At 42.0% G+C, this 25,439-nt stretch carries 24 protein-coding genes and 1 pseudogene; 13 read left to right on the top strand and 12 right to left on the bottom strand.

The window, feature by feature from the left end:
* Position 1 precedes the first annotated feature (1 nt).
* A pseudogene (locus PUN35_RS17750) lies at positions 2–1,319 on the bottom strand (sugar porter family MFS transporter).
* A 330-nt stretch (positions 1,320–1,649) separates the two neighbouring features.
* Here PUN35_RS17750 and PUN35_RS17745 point away from each other — a divergent pair.
* Positions 1,650–2,636, top strand: a complete 987-nt coding sequence (locus tag PUN35_RS17745) for an LCP family protein (protein ID WP_014481100.1) — start codon at positions 1,650–1,652, stop codon at positions 2,634–2,636.
* Positions 2,637–2,783: 147 nt separating this feature from the next.
* A complete protein-coding gene (gene ywtE / locus PUN35_RS17740; protein ID WP_014481101.1) occupies positions 2,784–3,644 on the top strand; it encodes a 5-amino-6-(5-phospho-D-ribitylamino)uracil phosphatase YwtE in 861 nt (286 codons plus the stop codon).
* Positions 3,645–3,677: 33 nt separating this feature from the next.
* Here the strand turns inward: ywtE and pgdS are convergent, their stop codons facing one another.
* The 5 genes from pgdS to pgsB form a co-directional block, all read right to left on the bottom strand.
* Positions 3,678–4,919 (bottom strand): gamma-DL-glutamyl hydrolase, encoded by a 1,242-nt coding sequence (gene pgdS, locus PUN35_RS17735; protein ID WP_033881779.1) that lies wholly within the window; start codon positions 4,917–4,919, stop codon positions 3,678–3,680.
* 140 nt (positions 4,920–5,059) lie between these two features.
* Positions 5,060–5,227 carry an extrachromosomal elements maintenance protein EdmS gene (edmS, locus tag PUN35_RS17730; RefSeq protein ID WP_003227896.1) on the bottom strand — a complete coding sequence of 56 codons (168 nt, stop codon included), beginning with the start codon at positions 5,225–5,227 and terminating at the stop codon, positions 5,060–5,062.
* A gap of 14 nt (positions 5,228–5,241) precedes the next feature.
* Positions 5,242–6,384 (bottom strand): capsular polyglutamate synthetase PgsA, encoded by a 1,143-nt coding sequence (gene pgsA, locus PUN35_RS17725; RefSeq protein ID WP_003243306.1) that lies wholly within the window; start codon positions 6,382–6,384, stop codon positions 5,242–5,244.
* Between the two features lie 18 nt (positions 6,385–6,402).
* Positions 6,403–6,852, bottom strand: coding sequence for a poly-gamma-glutamate biosynthesis protein PgsC (gene pgsC, locus PUN35_RS17720; RefSeq protein WP_003227889.1), 450 nt, complete (start codon positions 6,850–6,852; stop codon positions 6,403–6,405).
* 14 nt (positions 6,853–6,866) lie between these two features.
* A complete protein-coding gene (gene pgsB / locus PUN35_RS17715) occupies positions 6,867–8,048 on the bottom strand; it encodes a poly-gamma-glutamate synthase PgsB (protein WP_003227883.1) in 1,182 nt (393 codons plus the stop codon).
* 781 nt (positions 8,049–8,829) lie between these two features.
* Here pgsB and PUN35_RS17710 point away from each other — a divergent pair.
* The 8 genes from PUN35_RS17710 (at position 8,830) to PUN35_RS17675 (ending at position 15,552) form a co-directional block, all read left to right on the top strand.
* Positions 8,830–9,819: a LacI family DNA-binding transcriptional regulator gene (locus tag PUN35_RS17710; RefSeq protein ID WP_014481104.1), complete on the top strand. Its 990-nt coding sequence runs from the start codon at positions 8,830–8,832 to the stop codon at positions 9,817–9,819.
* Positions 9,812–10,693 (top strand): ribokinase, encoded by an 882-nt coding sequence (rbsK, locus tag PUN35_RS17705; RefSeq protein ID WP_033881776.1) that lies wholly within the window; start codon positions 9,812–9,814, stop codon positions 10,691–10,693. Before PUN35_RS17710 ends, rbsK begins: the two co-directional genes overlap by 8 nt.
* Entirely contained in the window at positions 10,690–11,085 is a 396-nt protein-coding gene (gene rbsD / locus PUN35_RS17700) for a D-ribose pyranase (protein ID WP_014481106.1), read from the top strand. Before rbsK ends, rbsD begins: the two co-directional genes overlap by 4 nt.
* Before the next feature lie 15 nt (positions 11,086–11,100).
* Complete coding sequence (gene rbsA, locus PUN35_RS17695) at positions 11,101–12,582, top strand: ribose ABC transporter ATP-binding protein RbsA (RefSeq protein WP_014481107.1); 1,482 nt, start codon at positions 11,101–11,103, stop codon at positions 12,580–12,582.
* A gap of 1 nt (position 12,583) precedes the next feature.
* Entirely contained in the window at positions 12,584–13,552 is a 969-nt protein-coding gene (gene rbsC, locus PUN35_RS17690; protein WP_014481108.1) for a ribose ABC transporter permease RbsC, read from the top strand.
* 12 nt (positions 13,553–13,564) lie between these two features.
* On the top strand, positions 13,565–14,482 hold the full coding sequence (rbsB, locus tag PUN35_RS17685; protein ID WP_014481109.1) for a ribose ABC transporter substrate-binding protein RbsB: 918 nt from the start codon (positions 13,565–13,567) through the stop codon (positions 14,480–14,482).
* An 81-nt stretch (positions 14,483–14,563) separates the two neighbouring features.
* Positions 14,564–15,100: an SH3 domain-containing protein gene (locus PUN35_RS17680; RefSeq protein ID WP_014481110.1), complete on the top strand. Its 537-nt coding sequence runs from the start codon at positions 14,564–14,566 to the stop codon at positions 15,098–15,100.
* A gap of 155 nt (positions 15,101–15,255) precedes the next feature.
* Positions 15,256–15,552, top strand: coding sequence for a DUF3892 domain-containing protein (locus tag PUN35_RS17675; RefSeq protein WP_003227867.1), 297 nt, complete (start codon positions 15,256–15,258; stop codon positions 15,550–15,552).
* Between the two features lie 39 nt (positions 15,553–15,591).
* Here PUN35_RS17675 and PUN35_RS17670 read toward each other — a convergent pair whose 3' ends face one another.
* The 3 genes from PUN35_RS17670 to alsS all read right to left on the bottom strand — a co-directional run bounded on the left by PUN35_RS17670 (position 15,592) and on the right by alsS (position 18,758).
* Positions 15,592–16,119 carry an NAD(P)H-dependent oxidoreductase gene (locus tag PUN35_RS17670; protein ID WP_014481111.1) on the bottom strand — a complete coding sequence of 176 codons (528 nt, stop codon included), beginning with the start codon at positions 16,117–16,119 and terminating at the stop codon, positions 15,592–15,594.
* A 97-nt stretch (positions 16,120–16,216) separates the two neighbouring features.
* Positions 16,217–16,984: an acetolactate decarboxylase gene (gene budA / locus PUN35_RS17665; RefSeq protein WP_014481113.1), complete on the bottom strand. Its 768-nt coding sequence runs from the start codon at positions 16,982–16,984 to the stop codon at positions 16,217–16,219.
* Positions 16,985–17,045: 61 nt separating this feature from the next.
* Positions 17,046–18,758, bottom strand: coding sequence for an acetolactate synthase AlsS (gene alsS / locus PUN35_RS17660; protein WP_014478171.1), 1,713 nt, complete (start codon positions 18,756–18,758; stop codon positions 17,046–17,048).
* A gap of 157 nt (positions 18,759–18,915) precedes the next feature.
* Between alsS and alsR the strand changes: the two genes are divergently transcribed.
* Together alsR and PUN35_RS17650 are read left to right on the top strand one after the other, a co-directional pair.
* Positions 18,916–19,824, top strand: a complete 909-nt coding sequence (gene alsR / locus PUN35_RS17655; protein ID WP_014481114.1) for an acetoin biosynthesis transcriptional regulator AlsR — start codon at positions 18,916–18,918, stop codon at positions 19,822–19,824.
* 210 nt (positions 19,825–20,034) lie between these two features.
* On the top strand, positions 20,035–21,363 hold the full coding sequence (locus tag PUN35_RS17650) for an arsenic transporter (RefSeq protein ID WP_014481115.1): 1,329 nt from the start codon (positions 20,035–20,037) through the stop codon (positions 21,361–21,363).
* A 56-nt stretch (positions 21,364–21,419) separates the two neighbouring features.
* Here the strand turns inward: PUN35_RS17650 and PUN35_RS17645 are convergent, their stop codons facing one another.
* The 3 genes from PUN35_RS17645 to cotH form a co-directional block, all read right to left on the bottom strand.
* Positions 21,420–22,097, bottom strand: a complete 678-nt coding sequence (locus PUN35_RS17645) for a DUF2642 domain-containing protein (RefSeq protein WP_014481116.1) — start codon at positions 22,095–22,097, stop codon at positions 21,420–21,422.
* Positions 22,098–22,156: 59 nt separating this feature from the next.
* The gene (locus PUN35_RS17640) at positions 22,157–23,284 is read right to left on the bottom strand and encodes a hypothetical protein (protein ID WP_033881785.1); all 1,128 of its coding nucleotides are present in this window, start codon (positions 23,282–23,284) and stop codon (positions 22,157–22,159) included.
* Positions 23,285–23,412: 128 nt separating this feature from the next.
* The gene (gene cotH / locus PUN35_RS17635) at positions 23,413–24,501 is read right to left on the bottom strand and encodes a spore coat protein CotH (RefSeq protein WP_014481118.1); all 1,089 of its coding nucleotides are present in this window, start codon (positions 24,499–24,501) and stop codon (positions 23,413–23,415) included.
* A gap of 141 nt (positions 24,502–24,642) precedes the next feature.
* On the opposite strand from cotH, the gene cotG reads away from it, so the two are divergent.
* Entirely contained in the window at positions 24,643–25,266 is a 624-nt protein-coding gene (gene cotG / locus PUN35_RS17630) for a CotG/ExsB N-terminal domain-containing protein (protein WP_072592564.1), read from the top strand.
* Positions 25,267–25,439 lie beyond the last annotated feature (173 nt).

Raw genomic sequence — 25,439 nt, 5'->3', positions numbered from 1 at the left:
TTTATGTTCCGACAGTCTGCTGTTTTCCGGCCGATCCTCCCTGTCCGTTTTTGTCCCGTAAATCCTGCTCAATTTCTTCAAGGCTTTTTCCCTTTGTCTCTGTCACTTTAAATCGGACAAATAAGAACGCCATGATACCGATCGCGGCATAAATCAGGAATAAATAACTGATTCCCATCGCTGGTCGAAACACCGGTCCCGATTCCTCTGACATGAAGCAGGAACAATTCAGGAAGCATCACCCACACAACCGGTCCCCAGCTGACCGCAAAGACAACGATAAACACGCCTAAACAAATGACGGTCGTCCATGAGGCAGCCGGAGTGTTATCGAAAAAGAGATTTACTAAAGCGAGAACGATCAAGCTGATCACCATTCCCGCATTCCCGAATAGCAGTAACGGCTTTCTTCCAATCTTGTCGATGATTTTAATCGCTACTAATGTCATGACAACATTGACTGTGCCGATTCCGACCGTTCCTAAAATTGAAGCGGAGTTTCCGAATCCGACGTTTGTAAAGGTTTTTGGCGCATAGTAGATGATCGTATTCGTTCCGATAAATTGCTGCAAAAATGCCAATCCCAAACCGGCAATCAGGGCTGGGCGCACCCATGGATCGAACAGCTCCTTCAGGCCGCCTTCATCCTGCTTTTCCGCTTCTTTTATATCATGTATTTCCTGATCAATATCTGTTGTGCCACGCAACTTTTCAAGAATGTTCTTCGCTTTGCTTTCTTCGCCATTCGTGAACAGCCAGCGCGGGCTCTCCGGCATAAACAAAATGCCAATGAGCAAGAGCAATGACGGCACAGCAGCCAATCCAAGCATCCAGCGCCACGCTTCGGCATCGGCAAATATGTAATTGACAATGTAAGAAAGAAGGATGCCGACCGTGATCATCAGCTGATTCAGTGATGACAGCGCCCCGCGCTTATGCTTTGGCGCCAGTTCAGATAAATAAAGCGGCACGATCGTCGTCGATGTTCCGACTGCAAGTCCCAAAATGATGCGAAACAGCACCATGACTCCCGTATTTGGGGCCAGTGCCACACCAAGACCGCCTATACAAAACAACAGCGCGGCCGTCATAATTGCTTTTTTTCTTCCGAAACGGTCAGTCAGCTTGCCGGCCGCTCCCGAGCCTAGTATCGCCCCAACCAGTAAGGAGCTGACAACAAGACCTTCTGTAAACGCATTCAATCCTAACTCCTTTTTCATAAATAAAATAGCTCCGGAAATCACTCCGGTATCATAGCCATATAACGCGCCTCCAAGAGCTCCGAAAAAATAAAGCCATATATTTGACTGCTTTTTCATAAAAATGACTCCCTTTCTCCATCAGCTGCAATGACATTGTCTGTGGGATTTTTTTAGAAATCTTTTAGCCTCTTTTTCCGGTCATTAAACCTTTTTATTTTGTTGATCATGAGTTTTCCAATCATTTACTTGTATTTTTTTCAATGTCACTGAAACATTTTACCTGTTGCAGCGTCCAATATAGGTAGTTCTGTTCTACACAACCGTAATCTTATTTGTCTAATACTAATATATAATATAGTTAATTTTTCTAATATTGTAATTTTCTGAGTTGTCCTATGGCAAAAAAAATGGTACGCTTCAAATATTAAGGAAATGTGAGGTATTGATATGGAGGAACGATTACAACACAAGAAGAAAAAGAGACGTCTGAAAAAATGGGTGAAATTCACAATCGGTTTGTTTGCTATTCTAATTATCGTAACTGGTTCAATTGGTACCTATGCTTATATAAAGTTGAACAATGCGTCAAAACAAGCACATATTGATCTAAATGAAAATGGTCAATCCGTTAAACGTATCAAAGAATTTGATCCGAAAAAAGACTCATTTACTGTATTACTTTTAGGAATTGATTCAAGAAATTCCAAAGGTGAGACGGTTGACGATGCTCGAAGTGACGCTAATGTCTTAGTTACCTTTAATCGAAAAAACAAATCAGCAACAATGTTAAGTATACCGAGAGATTCTTATGTTAACATCCCTGGTTATGGATATGATAAATTTACACATGCCCATGCATATGGAGGAGTAAAACTCTCGGCGAAAACAATTGAAAACCTTCTAGATATTCCAGTAGATTATGTAATAGAAAGTAATTTTGACGCTTTTAAAGATGTTGTGGATGAATTAAATGGAGTTAGTATAAATGTAAAAAATGAAAAAATAGTTAATCAAATTAAAAAAGATACAAAAGGAAAAGTCACATTAAAAACTGGCGTTCAAACACTAAACGGTGAAGAAGCACTAGCTTATGTAAGGACACGTAAAGCTGATACCGATTTTCAACGCGGTCAAAGACAGATGGAAGTCCTAAATGCCATCATAAAAAAATCTAAATCATTAAGCTCAATACCAGCATATGATGATATCGTTGATAGTTTAGGGGAAAATTTAAAGATGAATTTATCTTTAAATGATGCAATCGGTTTATTTCCTTTTATAACTTCTTTAAAATCAGTTGATACTGAACAACTTACCGGTTCTGACATGTATCTCTACAGCTCTCGTGAGCGAAAAAAACTATATTATTTGAAACTTGATAGTGAAAAGCTAGAAGAAGTCAAAACCGAACTAAAAAATGACATAGATAACTGATTTTACCGGAATGGTCTATTACCATTCCGTTTTTTTCTTGAAAATTATCAAAGTAACGATTAGCCTTAATTTATATGGATTATGTTTCACAGGCAAGCTGAACATACTACACGAAGCAGCTTCATTTTTAAGGAGGTTCCCCTACATATGAAATGTATTGCGATTGATCTAGACGGAACATTACTGAATAAAGAAAGCGTCATTTCTGCGGAAAACAGAGAGGCGATCAAGCGGGCCGTTGATGCCGGCATCCTCGTCACCATTTGCACGGGAAGAGCGACATTTGATGTAAAGGCGCTGCTGGATGACTTGGACATCCCTATCATTGCAGCTAATGGCGGTACGATCCATGACACGGGTTACCGTTTGATAAGCCGGACATTAATGGATCAGGAAGCCGGCAAAGCGATTGCTGATTACTTACTGTCAAAAAACATTTACTTTGAGGTATATACAGATGACCATCTGCTTTCTCCTTTTGACGGCAAAGCTAAGCTGCACGCGGAGCTAGACATTCTAAAGAGCGCAAATCCAAACGAGCAGACAGATGAACTGTGGCAAGGAGCCATGACTCAATTCAAGCAATTTGGAATTAAACCAATCCCTCATATCGAATCTGTTTTTGAGGGCGGTGAAAATATTTATAAGCTTCTATGCTTCTCCTTTGATATGGACAAGCTGAAACAAGCGAAGGAAGAGCTGAAGCATCATAAAAAACTGGCGCAAACCTCTTCCGGAAAACATATTATTGAAATCCTGCCGGCCTCTTCAGGAAAAGGACGCGCGTTAACAAAGCTGGCTGACATATACGGAATTGAAACACAGGATATCTATGCGATCGGCGACAGTCCGAACGATTTGTCCATGTTTGAAGTCTCAGGACACCGTATCGCCATGGAAAATGCGATTGATGAATTAAAAGAAAAAAGCACCTTTGTCACAAAAAGCAATGACGAAAATGGTGTGGCCTACTTTATAGACCAGCTTCTTTCAGGACAATATGCATAAAGAAAAGACTCCAGAGATTGGAGTCTTTGTCTTTTATTGCACTCGTATACTTCCTGCGTATTTATCCTTCCAATATGTGCTCGTGTTCATATTGGTGATGGTCACGCCGTTTGATAATGTGACATGAACAACTTGTCCGTTTCCGATATAGATGGAGGGATTTAAGCTTGTTGATTGAAAGAACACAATGTCTCCCGGCTTCAGGTCCGCCTTCTTAATCTTAGTTCCGGCATTGTACTGGCTTGTTGCGTATCGAGGCAGGGAAATACCGGCTGCTTTCTGGTATACATATTGGACAAATCCAGCTGTATCAAATCCTGTCTCAGGTGTTACTCCGCCCTGTTTGTAAGGCACTTCTCCGACATAAAGCGTCGCTTCGGAAACAATCGGATTTTCTTTCGGGATTGTCAGGTTGTCAAATCGGCGAATACCCGTCATCTTCGATTTCCAGTAATCCTCTGACAAATAGGAAATGGTTACTTTTTCTGACCTGCTCGCCTGGATGAACCTGCCTGCGCCCGCATAAATGCCTGCATGTGAAATTCCCGTTTTATACGTATTGCTGAAATAGACGACATCACCAGGCTTTATGTTCTGAGGGGCTATCTTCTCGCCCACTGCCCACTGCTGTTCGGCTGATCGCGGCAGATAAATGCCGAGTGCCTGTTGAAACACATATTGCACAAGCCCCGAGCAATCAAAGCCCTCTGACGGCGTGCTTCCGCCAAACACATATGGGACACCGATATATTTTTCGGCCTCCTGAACGACAGGAACATCAGCCGTTGCCGGATCGGCAGCGATTCGTCTCGCTCCGATATAAGTTCCGCTCCAATAGCTGCTTTTTTTGTAATTGGTGATGATAACCCCTTTTGACTGTGTACTGTGTACCATTTGGCCGTCTCCGATATAAAGGGCGTCATGTGTCGGAACAGAGCCGTTGCTTCCCTCTTTCTTGAAAAACAAAATATCACCCGGCTTCAGGTTTTCCGGCTTTACAGCTGTTCCGATTTTATACTGGTCGTTTACAGATCTCGGCAGATGAATATCAGCCTTACTGAACACATATTGTATCAATCCTGATGGATCGAAACCCTCTTTCGGCGTTTCCCCGCCATATTTATACTGATATCCAAGCAGGTTTTTTGCTTCGCTGACAATCAATTCTGATGATGTATCAGCTTCCGCAATCTCCGCTTTTGTCATAATTGGAACCAAAAAACAAATGATAACCGCCACAAGCAAAAACTTCTTCCAGTTTGCCAGTGTGTTCACTTTTATTATCTCCTCCTCTTTTTGCAGTTTTAACATCGGTATTTTTTTGAATATGTTAAGAGACTTTTTGATATTTTTACAGAATGAATATGCTGGGCAAATAAAAAGAGAGTGTCTCATCAGACACTCTCTTTTTTGAATTATTTATTGGCATTTACCGGTTCTTCCTGCTGTTGGATTTTATTCATTTCCATATCAATCTTCTGTTTTTCCTGATCTGTCAGCTGATCATTGAATTTAAAAGCTGACATAAACATGAACACGATGGCTACGGCAACAAACGGCCAGATAGCTTTGACAAATTTCATCTTTATCACTCCGTTTATTTAGATTTTAGTTTGTCACTATGATCAATATCAAACGTCAGTTTTCCGTCTTCTACTTTCCAAGCGAAATTAGAGTCTTTCGTCAGTTCGCGAATAATGGTTTTCTGTTTAAGGCTGTCTTTTTTCACAGGTGCAGGTGTCGCTTCATGGATATCGATCGGTGTCACTTCAAAGCGGCCTGTTCCATTTTTCTTCAGGTGATACTGAACCAGTGCACTGTCTCTTGTTCTCGTCCAGCCTTGGTCAAAGACAAAGTTGCCGAGGCTGTAGAAAATGACGGTTCCGTTATATACTTCAATCGGTTCTAAGACGTGCGGATGATGGCCGACGATGATGTCAGCTCCCGCATCAGACATGGCTCTTGCAAGCTGGCGCTGGCGGTCGTTTGGATCATTGTCATACTCTTGGCCCCAGTGTGACTGCACAACAACAATGTCAGCATGTTTTTTCGCTTCTGAAATCATAGGGATGAAGATTTCAGGATCTGCGGGCAGCACGCCCGGCGTATTCTTTTTAGCCGCGAAACCTTTCCCGGACACATCGGTAAAGCCAAGCGTCGCAATCGTTACCCCGTTGACTTTCTGGTACGAAATTTTCTTTTTCGCATCACTTAAGCTGTATCCCGCTCCAACGATATCAAGGTTTTGCTTCGCAAATTCTCCAAGCGTATCTTTCATGCCCTGAACGCCGTAATCCATTGCGTGGTTGTTTGCGCTGTTGAGAACCGTGAAATTCATATCCTTCAAGACTTTCACTGATTCCTTATTCGTCTGCAGATGAATCTCTTTATCTGCTTGTTTATAATTCTTTTGATAGGTTACCGGGTTTTCAAAGTTTCCTGCTACATAATCCGAGGCTCTAAAGATCGGTTCAACATATTGAAAAATACTGTCTGCCCCTTTTTGCTCCGTTACTTTTTCAACATAGCGTCCCATCATAATATCGCCTACAAATGAGGCTGAGAGTACGTCGTCAGAATACGTTTTGACCTTCGGCGTTTCCGCTTTTCCCGCCCACATGAAAGCGAACATAAGGACAAAAACGATCGGAATGGCAATAAATACGTGCTTATTGGTTTTCTTTTTTTGCTGTTTTGTCAGCTTTAGCAGCTTTTCATGAAAGCTCAGTTCTTTTTTCATCGTTTGACACACCTTACATTAAATTAAGTAGTAAACAAACATGATAGCAAAGGTCGCTCCGCTCAATAGCAGCGTGCTTCCGAACGTAATGGTTAAACCTTGTTTCTGAATGGTATTGGCAATTAAACCTGGCACGATGATGCCGATTCCTCGAAATTCTGCGATTTCAAATGGTACAATCGGGTATAGAAAATCAAACGCGATTTTTAGGACGATCCCTGTTATCAGCATGGCAGCAAATTTTCTGCGTCCGTACAAAATCATAAATTTGGATAAACCGTATTTCACGATAACATAAGTGAGCAAGCTCACTAGCAAAACAAGTAAAATAAAGACCGGCTGATTAAACACAAGTCCTAAATATCCCGGTACAACCAGTCCTGCCGGCACGATCCCTGTTTTTTCCGCAAAAATTAAACTGAGTAGTACACCTAAAATTAGTGCGATGTATAAATCTGATCCGAACATGTTTGCATTTCCCCCTAGCTTACGAGCTGCTTAACCTTGTATTCGTGGATTTTTTCAATTAAAGGCTCTGCGGCACCATGAATATTGCCGACGCCATATATGACACGGTTGTGCATTCTTTTCTTTAACAATTCCATAATTTCATCTGTTGACTTATACTCTAGATCATGCAGTTTGTCTGCAGGAATTTTGCCTTCTTCATAGGCTTTTACGATCGGTTCTGTTGTTTCACCGATTAAGATCAGTTCACTTGCTTCAATATAAGGCAATACGTCATTTGCGAATTGCTGTGTCCGATCGACACGGTCTGCGCGGCAGTTCATGATGATGATCGGATCATCGGTCGGGTAACCGATTTCTTTTACACGTTTCCATATATTCAAAGTAGAAGAAGCGTCGTTTGCGGCAAACCCATTAACAAAGTGCCCAGGCTCGCTCGGACTGATCAGCGGAAGAATTCTCATTGCTCCCGGATCTGGCGGCGCATTCAGCATTCCCTTAAATGCTGTTTCTTCGTCAATGCCGAGTGCTTGAGCCACACCCAGCGCCAGAGAAGCGTTATCAGGGAATACCATGTATTCAAATTTACGTAAATACTCATCTGTAATTTTTGAGTTATCAGCAATGATGACTTTTGTGTTTCGTTCTTTTGCTTTTTGTTTAAAGAACTCGGTATATTCACTATCTGTAATGACAAGATGGCCATTATAAGGAATTGTAGCGGTAAACGCTTCTGCAATTTCATCAAGCGTCGGCCCCATGACATCCATATGGTCTTCTAAAACATTCACAATGACGCCGATATTGGCCTGCAGAAGTTCTTCCTGAAAGATGATTTGATAATCTGGGTTAACAGCCATGCATTCACTGACAATCGCGTTAGCCCCTCTTTCTACTGTTTCTCTCATGACTTCTTTTTGCTCTCCGATATTCGGCCCCTGAGGTTTCCGTTTAATCGGCTTTTCCTCCGGTGTGTCCCAGTAAATCATTCTTGCATCTGTTCCTGTTGTTTTTCCAACAGTCTTGTAACCGGCTTCTATTAATATTCCGGTTGTCAGCCTTGTCACAGTCGATTTTCCGCGGATGCCGTTAATATTCACCCGAACAGGGAGGGCATCAATGTTTTTCTGATGTCGTCGTTTTTCTAATATTCCGATGACCAGTATGACAGCACAGGCTATAATGAGTAACCACATTACTTTTCGACATCTCCTTCTATATTGTTGTAAATTCATTCATCAGTATATAGAATCACTATGAATTCTCAATCGGCATTATGTAACATAATCTTCCCTAATCGACTAAGCCAAACTTCTCTTTTGAAAGAGATTTTATACCTACAAACTGTTTTCTATTTTTGGAAAACAGCAGGACTTATACCTTATCACTTTTTTAAAAAATCGAAGAGAATGCGCTTTTATTTTTCTCCTGATATCCTTCTGGACGTATAGTCACATCTTGCTGTTTGTATTTAATATGCATTTCAAATCAATCTTTTTTTCAGCCTGTGTTATCAAGCATTTCCTGCTATCATGCGTGTTTCCGGTTCTTATGAACACAAAATAATTTTATCCTGTCTTAAGGACAAGGTCATAATGTCATCCTTTCTGCATGGAATAAGCAATATTAGGCCCATTCCAAAATGACTAAGGAGGTTCGAGATGAAAACGCTAAACATACGAGTCCGAATTCTCTAACATAATTAAACATTTTCTGGGATGATAGTCTTTTCTGTTTCTCACCATTTACAGGTCTAAACGCATGACTTTGAAACAATTTTAATAAAACTTAATATTTGTTCAAGAAATCTTCATCCATATTTGTGAAGACTTTGTCAAAAAAAGAGTGAAAACCTTAAATTTCTCAATTATATATACAATTTACAATTAGATTTCTTTTGATATTTTTATTGCTAACTTCGGATTGTTCATGATAATCTATCTATGTAAACGGTTACATAAACAAGGAGGAGCTGTTTTGGCTACAATTAAAGATGTCGCCGGAGCGGCGGGCGTTTCAGTTGCGACGGTTTCCCGCGTCCTGAATGATAACGGCTATGTACACGAAGTAACGCGAACGCGTGTCATAGCGGCGATGGCGAAGCTGAACTATTACCCGAATGAAGTTGCCAGATCTCTATATAAAAGAGAATCCCGACTGATCGGACTTTTGCTCCCGGATATCACAAACCCTTTCTTCCCCCAGCTTGCCCGCGGTGCGGAGGATGAATTGAACCGGGAAGGCTATCGCCTTATTTTCGGCAACAGTGACGAGGAATTGAAAAAAGAACTTGAATACCTTCAAACCTTTAAGCAAAATCATGTCGCAGGCATTATTGCCGCAACGAATTACCCGGATCTCGAGGAATACAGCGGCATGAATTATCCCGTTGTTTTTCTGGACAGAACACTGGAAGGGGCTCCTTCTGTGTCCAGTGACGGCTATACAGGAGGAAAGTTAGCCGCTCAGGCTATCATTCACGGAAAAAGCCAGCGCATTACGCTCTTGAGAGGACCCGCTCACCTGCCGACCGCTCAAGACCGCTTTAATGGCGCTTTGGAAATCTTAAAGCAGGCTGAAGTTGAGTTTCAGGTCATTGAGACCGCTTCATTTTCTATTAAAGATGCACAATCGATGGCGAAGGAGCTGTTTGCCGCTTATCCAGCGACAGATGGTGTAATCGCGAGTAATGATATTCAAGCCGCTGCCGTTTTACATGAAGCATTGCGGCGCGGAAAAAACGTGCCGGAGGACATTCAAATTATCGGCTATGATGACATTCCGCAAAGCGGACTTCTGTTCCCGCCACTTTCTACAATTAAACAGCCCGCATATGATATGGGAAGAGAAGCTGCCAAACTGCTTTTGGGCATCATCAAAAAACAGCCGCTGGCAGAAACGGCAATTCAAATGCCTGTCACCTATATAGGAAGAAAGACGACAAGAAAGGAAGATTACGATGCGTAATATTTGTGTGATTGGTAGCTGTTCTATGGATTTAGTAGTCACCTCGGACAAACGCCCAAAAGCCGGTGAAACGGTTCTTGGCACGTCATTTCAGACTGTGCCGGGCGGCAAAGGAGCAAATCAGGCCGTTGCCGCAGCAAGACTTGGGGCGCAAGTGTTTATGGTCGGCAAGGTTGGAGACGATCATTATGGAACAGCTATATTGAATAATCTCAAAGCTAACGGCGTTTGCACTGACTATATGGAACCGGTTACACATACGGAAAGCGGAACCGCTCATATTGTGCTTGCTGAAGGTGACAACAGCATTGTCGTTGTCAAAGGCGCGAACGATGACATCACCCCAGCGTATGCGTTAAAAGCGCTTGAACAGATTGAAAAGGTCGATATGGTGCTGATTCAGCAGGAAATCCCAGAAGAAACGGTTGATGAGGTGTGCAAATACTGCCATTCTCTCGATATCCCGATCATGCTAAACCCGGCACCGGCCCGCCCGCTCAAGCAGGAAACCATTGATCACGCCACCTATCTGACGCCGAATGAACACGAGTCTTCGATTTTATTCCCTGATCTTACCACTTCTGAAGCTCTGGCGCTTTATCCGGCAAAGCTCTTTATTACGGAAGGAAAACAAGGCGTCCGCTATTCGGCTGGCAGCAAAGAAGTGCTCATCCCGTCCTTCCCTGTTGAGCCCGTTGATACAACCGGAGCCGGTGATACGTTTAACGCAGCATTTGCCGTGGCCCTGGCTGAGGGAAAAGATATTGAAGCCGCATTGCGGTTTGCCAATCGAGCGGCTTCCCTTTCTGTCTGTTCCTTCGGTGCCCAAGGCGGAATGCCGACAAGAAATGAAGTAGAGGAGCTGCTGTCATGAAAAAACACGGTATACTGAACAGCCATCTTGCCAAGATTTTAGCAGACCTTGGCCACACTGATAAAATTGTCATCGCGGATGCCGGACTGCCGGTTCCCGACGGCGTTTTGAAAATTGATCTTTCACTGAAGCCGGGCCTTCCGGCTTTCCAAGATACAGCGGCAGTACTGGCTGAGGAAATGGCGGTCGAAAAAGTCATTGCTGCAGCTGAAATAAAAGCATCCAATCAGGAGAATGCGAGATTTCTAGAAAATCTTTTCTCTGAACAAGAGATTGAATACCTTTCTCACGAGGAGTTTAAGCTGCTGACAAAAGAAGCAAAGGCAGTCATAAGAACAGGAGAATTCACACAGTATGCCAACTGCATCCTGCAGGCGGGTGTGCTTTTCTAGAAAGGAGGAGGAAACATGCAGATTGAAATGAAAGACATTCATAAAGCATTCGGAAAAAACCAGGTGCTATCAGGCGTTTCTTTTCAGCTCTTACCTGGCGAGGTTCACGCGTTAATGGGAGAAAACGGCGCCGGCAAGTCCACGCTTATGAACATTCTGACAGGCCTGCACAAATCGGATCAAGGTCAAATCAGCATAAACGGAAACGAAACGTATTTTTCCAATCCGAAAGAAGCAGAACAGCATGGAATAGCCTTTATCCATCAGGAATTGAATATCTGGCCGGAAATGACTGTTCTGGAGAATCTATTTATCGGTAAAGAGATATCCTCCAAGCTGGGCGTTTTACAAACAAGAAAAATGAAAGCGCTAGCAAAAGAGCAATTTGACAAACTCTCTGTCTCTCTTTCTCTCGATCAAGAAGCCGGCGAATGTTCTGTCGGACAGCAGCAAATGATCGAAATCGCAAAAGCGCTTATGACAAATGCCGAGGTAATCATTATGGATGAACCGACCGCAGCGTTGACTGAACGTGAAATCAGCAAGCTCTTTGAGGTCATTACAGCGTTAAAAAAGAACGGCGTCTCCATTGTCTATATTTCGCATCGCATGGAAGAAATTTTTGCGATTTGCGACAGAATTACCATCATGCGTGACGGAAAAACGGTGGATACAACAAACATCTCAGAAACTGATTTTGATGACGTCGTCAAAAAAATGGTCGGACGGGAGCTGACTGAACGATATCCAAAACGCACTCCTTCTCTCGGTGACAAAGTATTCGAGGTGAAAAATGCCTCTGTAAAAGGGAGTTTTGAAGATGTCAGCTTTTATGTTCGGTCCGGTGAAATCGTCGGTGTTTCAGGATTGATGGGAGCCGGCCGTACAGAAATGATGAGAGCGCTGTTCGGCGTTGACAGGCTGGACACGGGTGAGATATGGATCGCTGGGAAAAAAACGGCTATTAAGAACCCGCAGGAAGCCGTGAAAAAAGGTCTCGGCTTTATTACAGAGAATCGCAAGGATGAAGGGCTCCTGCTCGACACCTCGATCCGCGAAAATATTGCCCTGCCCAATCTGTCCAGCTTCTCACCAAAGGGGCTCATTGATCACAAGCGGGAGGCTGAGTTTGTCGATCTGTTAATTAAACGCCTCACTATCAAAACAGCATCACCGGAAACGCACGCACGCCATTTGTCAGGTGGAAACCAGCAAAAAGTGGTGATAGCCAAGTGGATCGGCATCGGACTGAAAGTGCTTATCTTGGATGAGCCAACCAGAGGTGTGGATGTTGGCGCCAAACGAGAGATTTATACGCTGATGAATGAGCTGACCGAACGCGGCGTCGCTATCATCATGGTGTCATCAGAGCTGCCTGAAATTCTGGGAATGAGCGATCGGATTATCGTTGTCCATGAAGGCAGAATCAGCGGAGAAATCCATGCGCGAGAAGCAACACAAGAACGAATTATGACACTTGCCACGGGAGGGCGGTAATATGAAAACGGAACAACTGCAAACAGAACAAAAACGGATTCACTTCGACGGAGTCATGCAAAAACTCGGCCCGTTTCTTGGTTTATTTATTCTCGTTATCATTGTATCTATTTTAAATCCAAGCTTTCTTGAACCGCTGAATATTTTAAACCTGCTTCGACAGGTCGCCATTAACGGATTAATCGCGTTCGGGATGACCTTTGTCATTTTGACAGGCGGCATTGATCTTTCTGTCGGCGCTATTCTTGCCCTGTCAAGTGCTTTAGTTGCGGGAATGATTGTATCCGGTGTTGATCCGGTTCTCGCGATCATCCTTGGCTGTATCATTGGTGCCGTACTAGGCATGATCAACGGATTATTGATTACTAAAGGAAAAATGGCGCCCTTTATCGCCACGCTTGCGACCATGACTGTGTTTCGCGGACTGACGCTAGTGTATACAGATGGAAATCCGATTACCGGACTTGGCACAAACTACGCTTTTCAGATGTTCGGATGCGGTTACTTTTTAGGCATTCCTGTACCGGCGATTACGATGGTTCTTGCCTTTGTCATCCTTTGGGTGCTTCTTCATAAAACACCATTCGGCCGCCGAACGTACGCTATCGGCGGCAACGAAAAAGCCGCTCTCATTTCAGGCATCAAAGTGACGCGCGTGAAAGTGATGATCTATTCTTTAGCCGGGCTTTTATCCGCTCTTGCAGGTGCCATATTGACTTCCCGCCTGCATTCGGCCCAGCCGACTGCGGGGGAATCGTACGAACTTGATGCTATCGCGGCAGTCGTCTTAGGCGGAACAAGTCTTTCCGGCGGCCGAGGACGCATTGTTGGCACGTTAATCGGGGTGCTGATCATCGGCACACTTAATAACGGGCTTAATCTGCTTGGCGTCTCATCATTTTATCAGCTGGTTGTCAAAGGGATTGTCATCTTAATTGCGGTATTGTTAGACCGCAAGAAGTCAGCATAGGAGGGTTTTCAGATGAAAAAGGCAGTATCCGTCATTTTAACGTTATCATTATTTTTGTTAACCGCCTGTTCGCTTGAGCCTCCCCAATGGGCAAAGCCTTCAAACTCGGGGAACAAAAAGGATTTCACCATCGGCTTGTCCGTCTCAACGCTTAATAATCCTTTTTTTGTCTCATTAAAAAAGGGTATCGAAAAAGAAGCTGAAAAACGGGGAATGAAAGTGATCATTGTTGATGCACAAAATGATTCATCGAAACAGACGAGTGACGTGGAAGATTTAATTCAGCAAGGTGTTGATGCATTATTAATCAACCCGACTGATTCTTCGGCGATCTCAACGGCAGTAGAATCTGCAAACGCAGTCGGTGTGCCCGTCGTAACAATCGATCGATCTGCCGAACAAGGAAAAGTTGAAACTCTCGTTGCTTCCGATAATGTAAAAGGCGGTGAAATGGCCGCGGCGTTTATTGCCGATAAACTTGGAAAAGGAGCAAAGGTGGCAGAGCTTGAAGGCGTCCCCGGCGCATCTGCCACACGGGAACGCGGCTCAGGATTTCATAACATCGCAGACCAAAAGCTCCATGTTGTCACAAAACAATCAGCTGACTTTGACCGCACGAAAGGCCTGACTGTCATGGAAAACCTGCTGCAGGGACATCCTGATATCCAAGCTGTTTTTGCTCACAACGATGAAATGGCGCTCGGTGCTCTCGAAGCAATTAACAGCTCGGGAAAAGACATATTGGTAATCGGCTTTGACGGCAATAAAGACGCGCTCGCTTCCATTAAAGACGGAAAGCTGTCAGCCACCGTAGCTCAGCAGCCTGAATTAATCGGTAAACTGGCTACAGAAGCAGCAGATGATATTTTGCACGGAAAAAAAGTGCAAAAAACAATATCCGCGCCTCTCAAACTAGAAACACAAAAATAATTGTCTGATGTTTAGGAACCTGCGATAACGTGAATAGAGTTATAGAATGAATTATTTCTCTTACGTGAGGAGAGGAACGGCATGAACAAACCAACAAAACTATTTTCAACATTAGCACTTGCGGCTGGAATGACTGCGGCTACTGCAGGCGGCGCTGGAACGATCTATGCCCAACAGCCAGAAACAACGGTAAGCATTGATGATTTATACAGTTATCCGATTGATTCTTATTTGGTATCAGCAGAGGCTCTAAATGTCAGAACGAAGCCTTCCGCATCAAGCCAGAAAGCCGATACGCTGCACTTAGGAGATAGCCTAAAGCTGATTTCCTTCTCAAATGCTGACTGGGCAAAGGTTCATTATAAAAACGGAAAAACAGGCTTTGTCTCCACTCATTATATTGTAAAAGCAGCAACAACAGTAAAAACCAAAACAAAAACGAAAGTATACACATCCGCTGACGGAAAGAGCATTAAGACTCTTCCAGCAGACACAAGCGTTTCTTTTTTAGGCTGGAGTAAAACGAATAAAGGCGGTTTTGATTTTGATTGGGTATTCGTTGATTACGGCGGTGCGACAGGTTATATGAAAACAAAGGATTTACACATGACAAAATAACTGAGAGGGATTCCGCATTTATGCGGAATCCCTTTTATTATGAATTGATTTGTCACATTCCCAAGATATTTCTCAGGAAATATTGTCGTATGCTGTGTCGAAACCTTACATGATCATCGACATTTTTGTTCACGCTAAAAAGCGGAGGTGTAAATATGGATCAATTTGAAGCAGCATATGAATCGTATAAAGCCCGGCAAACAACTGTCGATCAAGAAAATGTTCCATCTGGAAAAGAAGAAATTATTGCGGTTAGAAGAAACGAGGAAGACAATATTATCGCAGTGAAAACCAATACAGGAAGAGAGCTCGACTATCCTACTGCGCTGTCAGAAGCAAAATCAGGAAAACTCGCTCATGTTGATGTCTTCCATAAATACGGGCGTGACATTTTGCGAAGTGAACCGGACGGCATCAAGGAAAATAACCTGTCTGAGCTGCCGGATTTTTAAACAAATACAGCCCTGCCGTATGTTCGACAGGGCTTTCTTTTAAACAAAAGGCTGCTGAATGTATTCGGCTAACCGTTTTGCACTGTGTGAAATATCCTCTGCAGCTGCATAATTCACGCCATAGAACACATATGGAGGCAGATACTTCATACCGATCAGATTACTCGTGGCCTGAAATGGTTTCAATAGCTCACTGATCGAGTAATGATTTGCTCCGCCCGCTTGATATTTTTCCGCTTCGCTCCCTGTTGATACAGCCAGCATCGGCTCCTTGCCATGCAAGGCATTTCCTTCTGAACCAAAAGCCCAGCCATAAGTCAGCACAAGATCCTGCCATTTTTTCAAGAGCGGCGGAGAGCTGTACCAATATAGCGGGAATTGAAAGACAATCCGATCGTATTCCTCGCACAACTGCTGTTCCTTCGCAACATCTATCGCTTCATCCGGGTATTCCTTATAAAGATCCCGTACTGTGATATTGTCATGTTTACTCAATTCCTCAGCCCACGCCTTATTGACAACTGAGGTCTCCATATGAGGATGAACTGCCAAAACCAATATTTTCATCAGACCACACCTTTACTGTTTTGATGTTATTTTATCTAAAATCAGGAAAAGAGCCAAATAAAAAGAAAGCCCTGTAAAAGGGGCTTTCTTTTTTCTTTTATTCAGGGCTTCCTTCAGTTGTTTCGATATCTTTCGCAAAATCAGGGTTATCCAGATTCGCATTAAAGAAATCCGCTGTGTTCGGAAGTCTGAGATTCATGTTCATTTTTTGAGAAATCGTAACCGTGCAATCCTCAAGCACATAGTCAAAAACGTGTCCGCCTGAATTGCGTCCTTCGTCAATGAAGTGCAGGTGATAGCCTGAAACGGCGATTCCGTTTGCATAAGCTGGTGTCAAGAAACCTACGATTGTTCCTCTCACGTTGTCGAAGTTGAAAATCGGCTGTGTTTTGACCGCTTCAACCATTGGCACGTAAGGTTTTTCTTGAAGTTCTACCGTTCTTGTCTGCACCTTTTTAAACAATCCGTCAATACGAATTGCATAAAATAAGTTTCTGCTTGGCAGCATGCTGTTGATCTCTTTTTCAAAGTCTTCGCGTGTCATTTTCGCATCAATTTTGTGCGTCATGTCCGGTGTAAAGAACGTAAATGAACAGAACGGAGAACGATCCCCGTTTTGGACCGGTGTCGCGGTTCCGTCTGAACGGAGACGGTAAAATTCGCCGTCAAACCCAATCAGCTCTCCGTCAAGCTTGTTAAAGGTTCCGATACCGAAGTCTCCATATTTCGGAATCTCTGACAGTTCAAAATCTCCGTCATATACTCCGTCTAATAGAGAAGTCATTGTTGATACTTGATAAATCTGGCTCACAGGCTGATCTTTTTGACCGCGTCTGAGCACTTGAATGTTGCTTTCTCGTTTCATATTTCCCTTCACTCCTTTTATTTAGTGCTGTTCATAAAACAGTGTCGTGATGCGCAGAGTGCTAGAGAGCTTTCGTTTTCATGAGTTCCCCGAATTCTTTCGGAAGCTTGTCACTTGCTAAATTAATGTTATCACTGTAGTCAACCGGGACATCGATGATGACAGGACCTTCAGCGTTCATGCCTTGACGCAGAACATCTGCCAGCTGGTCTGGTGATTCTACGCGCAAGCCAGTCGCTCCGAAGCTTTCCGCATATTTCACGATATCGATATTTCCGAAATCGACCGCAGATGTACGGTTATATTTTTTCAATTGCTGGAATGCAACCATGTCATATGTGCTGTCGTTCCATACAATGTGTACAATTGGTGCTTTTAGTCGTACCGCTGTCTCTAATTCCATTGCTGAGAATAAGAAACCGCCGTCACCAGAGACAGAAACCACTTTTTCTCCCGGTTTCACCAATGAAGCGCCGATTGCCCAAGGAAGCGCAACGCCGAGTGTTTGCATACCGTTACTGATCATTAATGTTAACGGCTCGTAGCTGCGGAAATAACGTGACATCCAAATGGCGTGCGAACCGATATCGCAAGTTACTGTAACATGATCATCGACTGCATTACGCAACTCTTTAACGATTTCAAGAGGGTGCGCTCTGTCTGATTTCCAATCTGCAGGCACCTGCTCACCTTCATGCATATATTGTTTTAAATCAGAAAGGATTTTCTGCTCACGCTCTGCAAATTCCACTTTCACAGCATCGTGTTCGATATGATTAATCGTGGACGGAATGTCACCGATCAATTCAAGATCAGGCTGGTAAGCATGATCAATGTCAGCGATAATCTCGTCTAAATGGATAATTGTCCGGTCTCCATTGACATTCCAGAATTTTGGATCATATTCAATTGGGTCATAGCCGATCGTCAGAACAACATCTGCCTGCTCTAGCAGTAAATCGCCAGGCTGGTTGCGGAACAAACCGATACGGCCAAAATACTGATCCTCTAAATCTCTAGAAAGGGTACCGGCAGCTTGATATGTTTCAACAAATGGAAGCTGAACCTTTTTCAAAAGCTTGCGAACCGCTTTAATTGCTTCCGGTCTTCCGCCTTTCATGCCGACCAAAACGACAGGAAGTTTTGCTGTTTGGATTTTTGCTATGGCCGCACTGATTGCATCATCTGCTGCAGGACCGAGTTTTGGTGCTGCAACAGCACGCACGTTTTTCGTATTTGTGACTTCATTCACAACATCTTGCGGAAAGCTCACAAAAGCGGCCCCAGCCTGCCCTGCTGACGCTATCCTAAACGCATTTGTAACAGCTTCCGGTATATTTTTTACATCTTGAACTTCTACACTGTATTTTGTAATCGGCTGGAATAGCGCCGCATTATCCAAAGATTGATGTGTCCGTTTTAAACGATCTGCACGGATCACGTTTCCAGCAAGCGCAACGACAGGGTCTCCTTCAGTGTTCGCTGTCAACAGGCCTGTTGCCAAGTTAGAGGCACCCGGTCCTGATGTGACTAACACGACTCCCGGTTTTCCAGTTAAACGGCCGACTGCTTGGGCCATGAATGCTGCGTTTTGTTCGTGCCGAGCAACGATAATTTCAGGTCCTTTATCTTGTAAAGCGTCAAATACCGCATCAATTTTTGCACCTGGAATGCCAAATACATGTGTGACACCTTGCTCCACCAAGCAATCAACAACAAGCTCCGCCCCTCTGTTTTTCACAAGGGATTTTTGTTCTTTTGTTGCTTTTGTCAACACCCTCACTCCTTATTATGCATTTTAAACGTAAAATTTTAAATATCTTGTGATAAGTTTCACTATACACTCTTTGGAAATTGACCTCCAATATCGATTCGCCTTATGATTAATATGTAATACGAATTATTAACCTATGGAAAGGAATGCATATTGAATGGAGCTTCGCCATCTTCAATACTTTATCGCAGTAGCCGAAGAGCTTCATTTCGGAAAGGCTGCCCGGCGGCTGAACATGACGCAGCCTCCTCTCAGCCAGCAGATCAAACAGCTGGAGGAAGAAGTCGGAGTTACGCTTCTGAAAAGGACAAAACGATTTGTCGAGCTTACCGCAGCAGGAGAAATCTTTTTAAATCATTGCCGCATGGCCTTGATGCAAATCGGACAAGGAATTGAACTGGCACAGCGGACGGCCCGCGGCGAGCAAGGCCTTCTCGTAATCGGTTTTGTCGGATCAGCTACATATGAATTTCTGCCGCCGATTGTCCGGGAATATCGTAAAAAATTCCCATGTGTGAAAATAGAACTGCGTGAAATATCCTCGTCTAGGCAGCAAGAGGAGCTACTAAAGGGCAACATTGATATTGGTATACTTCATCCTCCCTTACAGCATACAGCTTTACATATCGAAACCGCCCAAAGCAGCCCTTGTGTTTTAGCTTTGCCTAAGCAACACCCATTGACTTCTAAGGAATCAATTACGATTGAGGATTTAAGAGATGAACCAATTATTACTGTTGCTAAAGAAGCATGGCCTACTCTATACATGGATTTTATTCAGTTCTGTGAACAAGCGGGCTTCAGACCCAACATTGTCCAGGAAGCCACAGAATATCAAATGGTGATTGGTTTAGTCAGCGCCGGAATTGGTATGACATTTGTTCCTTCCTCAGCCAAAAAATTATTTAATTTGGATGTTACTTATCGAAAAATGGACCAAATACAGCTTAATGCCGAATGGGTTATCGCTTACCGCAAAGACAATCATAATCCGCTTATAAAGCATTTTATTCATATTTCAAATTGTCAGCAGACAAGAACTAAAGAGAGTGATGCAGGTACATGAACGATACTTGCAATCTCTTTTTTCTTTTGGGATTCTTATGGAAATTTTATTAATTTAATATAATCGCTTAGTACAACTTCATATCAGTATACGTATACATACAGTACAAATAGTTGGCAAGGACATTAGTAAGCGCAGGACATTAGTTTGATTTTAAAAATGAAAGATAGAGAGGTGAAGTAAATTATTGAGTTCACCGGCATATTCACATTGCTCGCTTTTTTCGTAACAATGATTTTTATTTTCTGGAGACCAAAAGGACTAAATGAAGCTATCCCCGCCACATTTGGTGCTTTAATGGTTTTATTGTGCGGAAGTGTGTCATTGGCAGACTTAGGGGAAATCGGAACAAAAGTCACGGGTGCATCGGTTACAATCCTTGCCACTATGATTATGGCCATTGCACTAGAAAGCTTTGGTTTCTTTTATTGGGTGGCTGCAAAACTGCTCCAACAATCCAAGGGTTCAGGCATCAAGCTTTTTTGGCTAACCAATTTGCTCTGCTTTCTCATGACCATTTTCCTGAATAATGATGGGAGCATTTTGATCACAACTCCAATCCTTTTGCTTGTACTAAAATATTTAGGTTTAAAAAAACATCAAAAAACCCCATATTTATTAAGCGGTGTTTTAATAGCCACAGCCTCTAGCGCACCGATTGGCGTAAGTAATATTGTTAATTTAATTTCTCTCAAAATCATTGGAATGGATCTATATCTTCACACTGCCATGATGTTTGTCCCTAGTATGATGGGACTCATTTTTATGACTTGTCTACTGTTTATGTTCTTTTATAAACGTCTTCCCAAGAGCCTGCCAGATATACCGAGCCATTTTCAGTCTCTGCGGCATAGAAGGTACCATCCTCTTCATTCGCCATCAGCTCCTTTACCAGAACGAAATCAAACAAAAATCATGTTGTTTGTGCTTGCATTTGTTTTTCTCGTCAGAATGAGTCTATTTGCAGCATCATATACCGGTATTTCTGTTCCTCTAGTCGCTGTCATCGGATCTTTTATCCTGTTGAGCTGGAGATGGATTTATTTCAAAACCTCCCCAAAAGACTTGTTATATAAATCGCCTTGGCACATTTTTATATTCGCTTTTACTATGTATGTCTTAATTTATGGTCTGCATAATATTGGATTCACAGAGTTACTTGTGAATTATTTTGAACCTGTGGTTTCTGGAAGCCTCGCCCATGCAACTTTCGCATCAGGTATCTCTACTTCAGTTTTTTCTAATCTCTTTAACAACCATCCAGCGTTAATGATCAGTACTTTTACCTTAACTGAAATGACCCTGAATCCTTCAACAACAAAAATCATCTACTTGGCAAATATTATCGGCAGTGATATCGGTTCATTATTATTACCTATGGGAACCTTAGCAACGCTTATTTGGATGCATATATTAAAACAGCATGATGAAAGTATTTCATGGGGCGAATATATAAAAACGACCATTATCATCATTCCGCTGACTGTTCTTTTTACGTTAACATGTTTATATTTTTGGATCAGTTGGTTATTTCTTTAGTTCAGTATGAAACGAAAAACTGCCTTCTGCTATTCAAGAGGGCAGTTTTGTATACACTAGGGAAGATGCATTGTCTTTAGATGATTTAACTTCCAAATGACTGGCTCTCCACTTGCGTTAATAAGCTCAATGATATTATTAGAGACACCCTTTAATAGTCCGACTTTTTCTGGCACCTCTCCCATATCAAATATGACCAATTCACCAATATTTTTTTTGATCTGCTCCTCAAAATTACGCACAAGAGGAACTTTGGAAGGCACGACCGGCAATTGTGAGTTGTCAAGAGTATACGGTGTTTGTTCAGTTGAATAAGGGGTAAACCATTTTAAATGATGCATAGATATAAAAAGTATTTTAAATACGGGTGAGAAAAATACAATATAATCGTTTAAAACATTTGTAACATACCCATGGATCGATCGACCCCCAGTTACATAAACTTCAATAAACTGGCCTTTGACCTTGTTTAATGTATTTCTATATGAAAAAGCTAGAGTTTCTGCCTCTATCATTGGATCTTCCGGATTGATCAAAAATGGCTTCTCAGTACTGGTCATTATTTTCGCCTTGTTTATTTGATGAAGATGCAACAAGGGAATATAAAGATAATTGCAGCCATCAAAAATAACAAAAATATCCTGTCCGATATCTATGAGGGTGCCGACAAACCTTGTATCTCCTGAAATGACAACCTCAACATCTGTGTTAAGGAATTGATTCAAACCTTTCACGATTCTCCTCCTTTAACTGAAAAAGGGCATCACTTAATCTGATGCTCCTCCATTATCTATTAATATTTACGTTTCCAGTGATAGTCTATCGTTCTGACAATCGTTTCATAGCTATAATCTTCCTTTTGTTTTCCTGAACTTTTTATTGAACTTGAATAACCTGGTGATCTTGATGATTGATAATCTGATGATCTTGGCGATCGTTTAGATGATTTTGATGAACTCTTTGAACCTGATGAGCTGTATGATGTTGATGATCGATGATCTGAAGATTTTGATGATCGTTTAGATGATTTTGATGAACTCTTTGAACCTGATGAGCTGTATGATTTTGATGACTGATAATCTGAAGATTTTAGTGATCGTTTAGATGATTTTGATGAACTTGATGAGCTATATGGCTTTGAAGAAATTAACGAACTGCTGTACACTTCTTCTTTTTGATCTGTATCATCGCTGTCTTCCTGATTTTGATGCTCATTCTTTTCATCCTCTTTTTTGTACGACCCTTTTGGGCCTAAGCTGATGCTTTTTATGTGAAAAGGATAGATGCGAAGCACCTCTTGATTTTTCACTATAGTATAATGGCCGTCGGCATTATCTACAAGGATACCCTCAATGGCTTCCGGACCTCCACGATTAATTGAAACCCATTTATGAGTCAGACTCTTAAAAACCTCGCTTAAATAATCAGCTTCCAAGACACCTGATGGCGTCTGTCCTTCTATTTTCAAATCGGGCTCATGTTTACTTATACTCTTTATGTGATGGATATTAAAATACACTACCCCATCCTCATTTGTGTTTAACGCAGCGTAATCATCTCCCAGCCAGACCAATCTTCCTTTTTTAGATTCCGGACCCCCTTGATTAAATTGAACTGATTGGTTCATTAATTGTCCGATTAAGCTATGAAAATCGTCAGCGTCGGGCATTTCCTCAGTCTCAATTGTTGTGGTGCTATTATTGGTATCCTCAGTAATACTTTTCACATGCTCCAACTGATAATAAATTATTTTTTTTTCAGCTTGTAAAGCAATATAATCTGATTTTACAGCAGCTAATTTTCCTTTTTTAGATTCCGGACCTCCACGATATACAGTAACAATTTTATCTTTCATTGAATGCAAAAAGTTATAATAAGATATTTCATCATTTGAATGATACTTCATTCTTCTCTTGCTCATTCAAGTTCCTCCTAGTCACTTATACATAGATGATAAACATATTGCATATATACGTGTCACGTTTATTTGTTGAACTAATTCAATAGCCTAATTGTCGCTTTTTCAGCAGAATACCTATTTTCACACATTCATAAAATACTTAAATTATTTTTAAGGTATTGTGAACGGTTTTTAATATACTCACAAATCACATCCGGCTCACGGTCAAAACGCTCAACATCATTCTTTTTATATGGGTCCATTAAGATAAAAGGCCTAATCTGCTCATACATCGCCATTATTTTCGGTTCCATATATTCTATCGTAAAAAGAGATTGGAGCGTTTTTTCTAACAGGCGCTTGTAGGACTTGCGAAACTCGGATTCATCCAATATCCGGGCGGTTAGTGTATTAAATCCTTGAATTCTTACATAATCGGCAGCCATCCGCTCTCCATGGATATCCCTGCCCCAGGTCGCATCATAATCCCAAGGAATCACCTCAAATAATCCGGTTTCCCCGCTTCTGTATAATGCGTAGTTGTGGACAAATCCATCATAGTTCGAGGTGAATACAATACCGGCAAGCCAGCGCAAATACTTATCGACATCCACATGTTTTGTCACTTCTGACTTAAACTGAGCTTTAGGGACAGTATTAATTTTAAAAATCATATCCTGTAAATAAAAATCATCTTCCACAGTCCCTGTCTTCTTTTCATATCCAAGCTCCAGCGACGTCTTCGTTTCCTTTTCCAAATCGCTCATCAGAGAAAAGTTAGCATCATCATCCACCGCGTAAAAAATCGCGCCATCAGCCAGCTTCCTTTTCGCCAAATAATATTCATCTACGGATTCAAGTTCAAGATAAACCCCTTCATTCTTCCCATTCACCTTTACAAACACAAACTCTGCCTTTGGAGACAGTGTCCCTAGCTCCGAGAAAAAATCCAGAGACAATTTGTTTCTCATCAAGGAAGGGTCTTTATACTCCGCATTTAAGTGAATCTCTCGCGCGCCGCGGAATGTTTTCGGCTGATAAAAGGAAATATGGTATGACTTCTTTTTGAAGTCTCTGATATGTGATCCCCGATAAGCGATATCGATATCCAGCCTTTTTTGATTTACCTTCATCACAGCTGGCACCGGATCATCGTCCCATATATCCTTTTTTAATTCACGCAAATCTTTTGGATGAACAAACAGCTGATAAAGCGGTAAATTGGATTGATTCTTCATCCATAATCCTCCTTACAAATTTTAGGCTTTTATTTTTATAAGATCTCAGCGGAACACTTATACACTTTTTAAAACCGCGCGTACTATGAGGGTAGTAAGGATCTTCATCCTTAACATCATTTTTAAAAGGAGGATTTCAAATTGGGCCACTATTCCCATTCTGACATCAAAGAAGCGGTGAAATCCGCAAAAAAAGAAGGTTTAAAGGATTATTTATACCAAGAGCCTCATGGAAAAAAACGCAGTCATAAAAAGTCGCACCGCACTCACAAAAAATCTCGCAGCCATAAAAAATCATACTGCTCTCACAAAAAATCTCGCAGTCACAAAAAATCATTCTGTTCTCACAAAAAATCTCGCAGCCACAAAAAATCATACTGCTCTCACAAGAAATCACGCAGCCACAAAAAATCGTACCGTTCTCACAAAAAATCTCGCAGCTATAAAAAATCTTGCCGTTCTTACAAAAAATCTCGCAGCTATAAAAAATCTTGCCGTTCTTACAAAAAATCTCGCAGCTACAAAAAATCTTGCCGTTCTTACAAAAAATCTCGCAGCTACAAAAAATCTTGCCGTTCTTACAAAAAATCTCGCAGCTATAAGAAGTCATGCCGTACACACAAAAAATCTTATCGTTCCCATAAGAAATACTACAAAAAACCGCACCACCACTGCGACGACTACAAAAGACACGATGATTATGACAGCAAAAAAGAATACTGGAAAGACGGCAATTGCTGGGTAGTCAAAAAGAAATACAAATAATCTAAGTTTTCATTGTTTCAATAGGCTGCCGGCGGAGGTACGGAAGCCTATTTTTTTATTTGCCCTGTATTAGATATATGTCATGACATAACATATGCAACCCGCATCATTTGGTTTCCTTTAAACCATTTCGTTATAATCAAGGTATCCTAACGATAAAGGCGGTTGTTGCT

Source organism: Bacillus sp. N3378-2at (genome assembly GCF_033412715.1).
GTDB classification, from domain to species: Bacteria; Bacillota; Bacilli; order Bacillales; family Bacillaceae; genus Bacillus; species Bacillus subtilis.
This window is presented reverse-complemented; position numbering and strand designations above follow the sequence as displayed.

What these genes read in the sequence shown, in the direction of transcription:
- rbsD (WP_014481106.1), top strand. Translation starts at nt 10,690, where the DNA reads ATGAAAAAACACGGTATACTGAACAGCCATCTTGCCAAGATTTTAGCA.
- PUN35_RS17680 (WP_014481110.1), top strand. Translation starts at nt 14,564, where the DNA reads ATGAACAAACCAACAAAACTATTTTCAACATTAGCACTTGCGGCTGGA.
- PUN35_RS17745 (WP_014481100.1), top strand. Translation starts at nt 1,650, where the DNA reads ATGGAGGAACGATTACAACACAAGAAGAAAAAGAGACGTCTGAAAAAA.
- rbsB (WP_014481109.1), top strand. Translation starts at nt 13,565, where the DNA reads ATGAAAAAGGCAGTATCCGTCATTTTAACGTTATCATTATTTTTGTTA.
- budA (WP_014481113.1), bottom strand. Translation starts at nt 16,984, where the DNA reads ATGAAACGAGAAAGCAACATTCAAGTGCTCAGACGCGGTCAAAAAGAT.
- alsR (WP_014481114.1), top strand. Translation starts at nt 18,916, where the DNA reads ATGGAGCTTCGCCATCTTCAATACTTTATCGCAGTAGCCGAAGAGCTT.
- PUN35_RS17675 (WP_003227867.1), top strand. Translation starts at nt 15,256, where the DNA reads ATGGATCAATTTGAAGCAGCATATGAATCGTATAAAGCCCGGCAAACA.
- pgsB (WP_003227883.1), bottom strand. Translation starts at nt 8,048, where the DNA reads ATGTGGTTACTCATTATAGCCTGTGCTGTCATACTGGTCATCGGAATA.
- ywtE (WP_014481101.1), top strand. Translation starts at nt 2,784, where the DNA reads ATGAAATGTATTGCGATTGATCTAGACGGAACATTACTGAATAAAGAA.
- cotH (WP_014481118.1), bottom strand. Translation starts at nt 24,501, where the DNA reads ATGAAGAATCAATCCAATTTACCGCTTTATCAGCTGTTTGTTCATCCA.
- rbsA (WP_014481107.1), top strand. Translation starts at nt 11,101, where the DNA reads ATGCAGATTGAAATGAAAGACATTCATAAAGCATTCGGAAAAAACCAG.
- PUN35_RS17670 (WP_014481111.1), bottom strand. Translation starts at nt 16,119, where the DNA reads ATGAAAATATTGGTTTTGGCAGTTCATCCTCATATGGAGACCTCAGTT.
- pgsC (WP_003227889.1), bottom strand. Translation starts at nt 6,852, where the DNA reads ATGTTCGGATCAGATTTATACATCGCACTAATTTTAGGTGTACTACTC.
- pgsA (WP_003243306.1), bottom strand. Translation starts at nt 6,384, where the DNA reads ATGAAAAAAGAACTGAGCTTTCATGAAAAGCTGCTAAAGCTGACAAAA.
- edmS (WP_003227896.1), bottom strand. Translation starts at nt 5,227, where the DNA reads ATGAAATTTGTCAAAGCTATCTGGCCGTTTGTTGCCGTAGCCATCGTG.
- PUN35_RS17640 (WP_033881785.1), bottom strand. Translation starts at nt 23,284, where the DNA reads ATGAGCAAGAGAAGAATGAAGTATCATTCAAATGATGAAATATCTTAT.
- rbsC (WP_014481108.1), top strand. Translation starts at nt 12,584, where the DNA reads ATGAAAACGGAACAACTGCAAACAGAACAAAAACGGATTCACTTCGAC.
- rbsK (WP_033881776.1), top strand. Translation starts at nt 9,812, where the DNA reads ATGCGTAATATTTGTGTGATTGGTAGCTGTTCTATGGATTTAGTAGTC.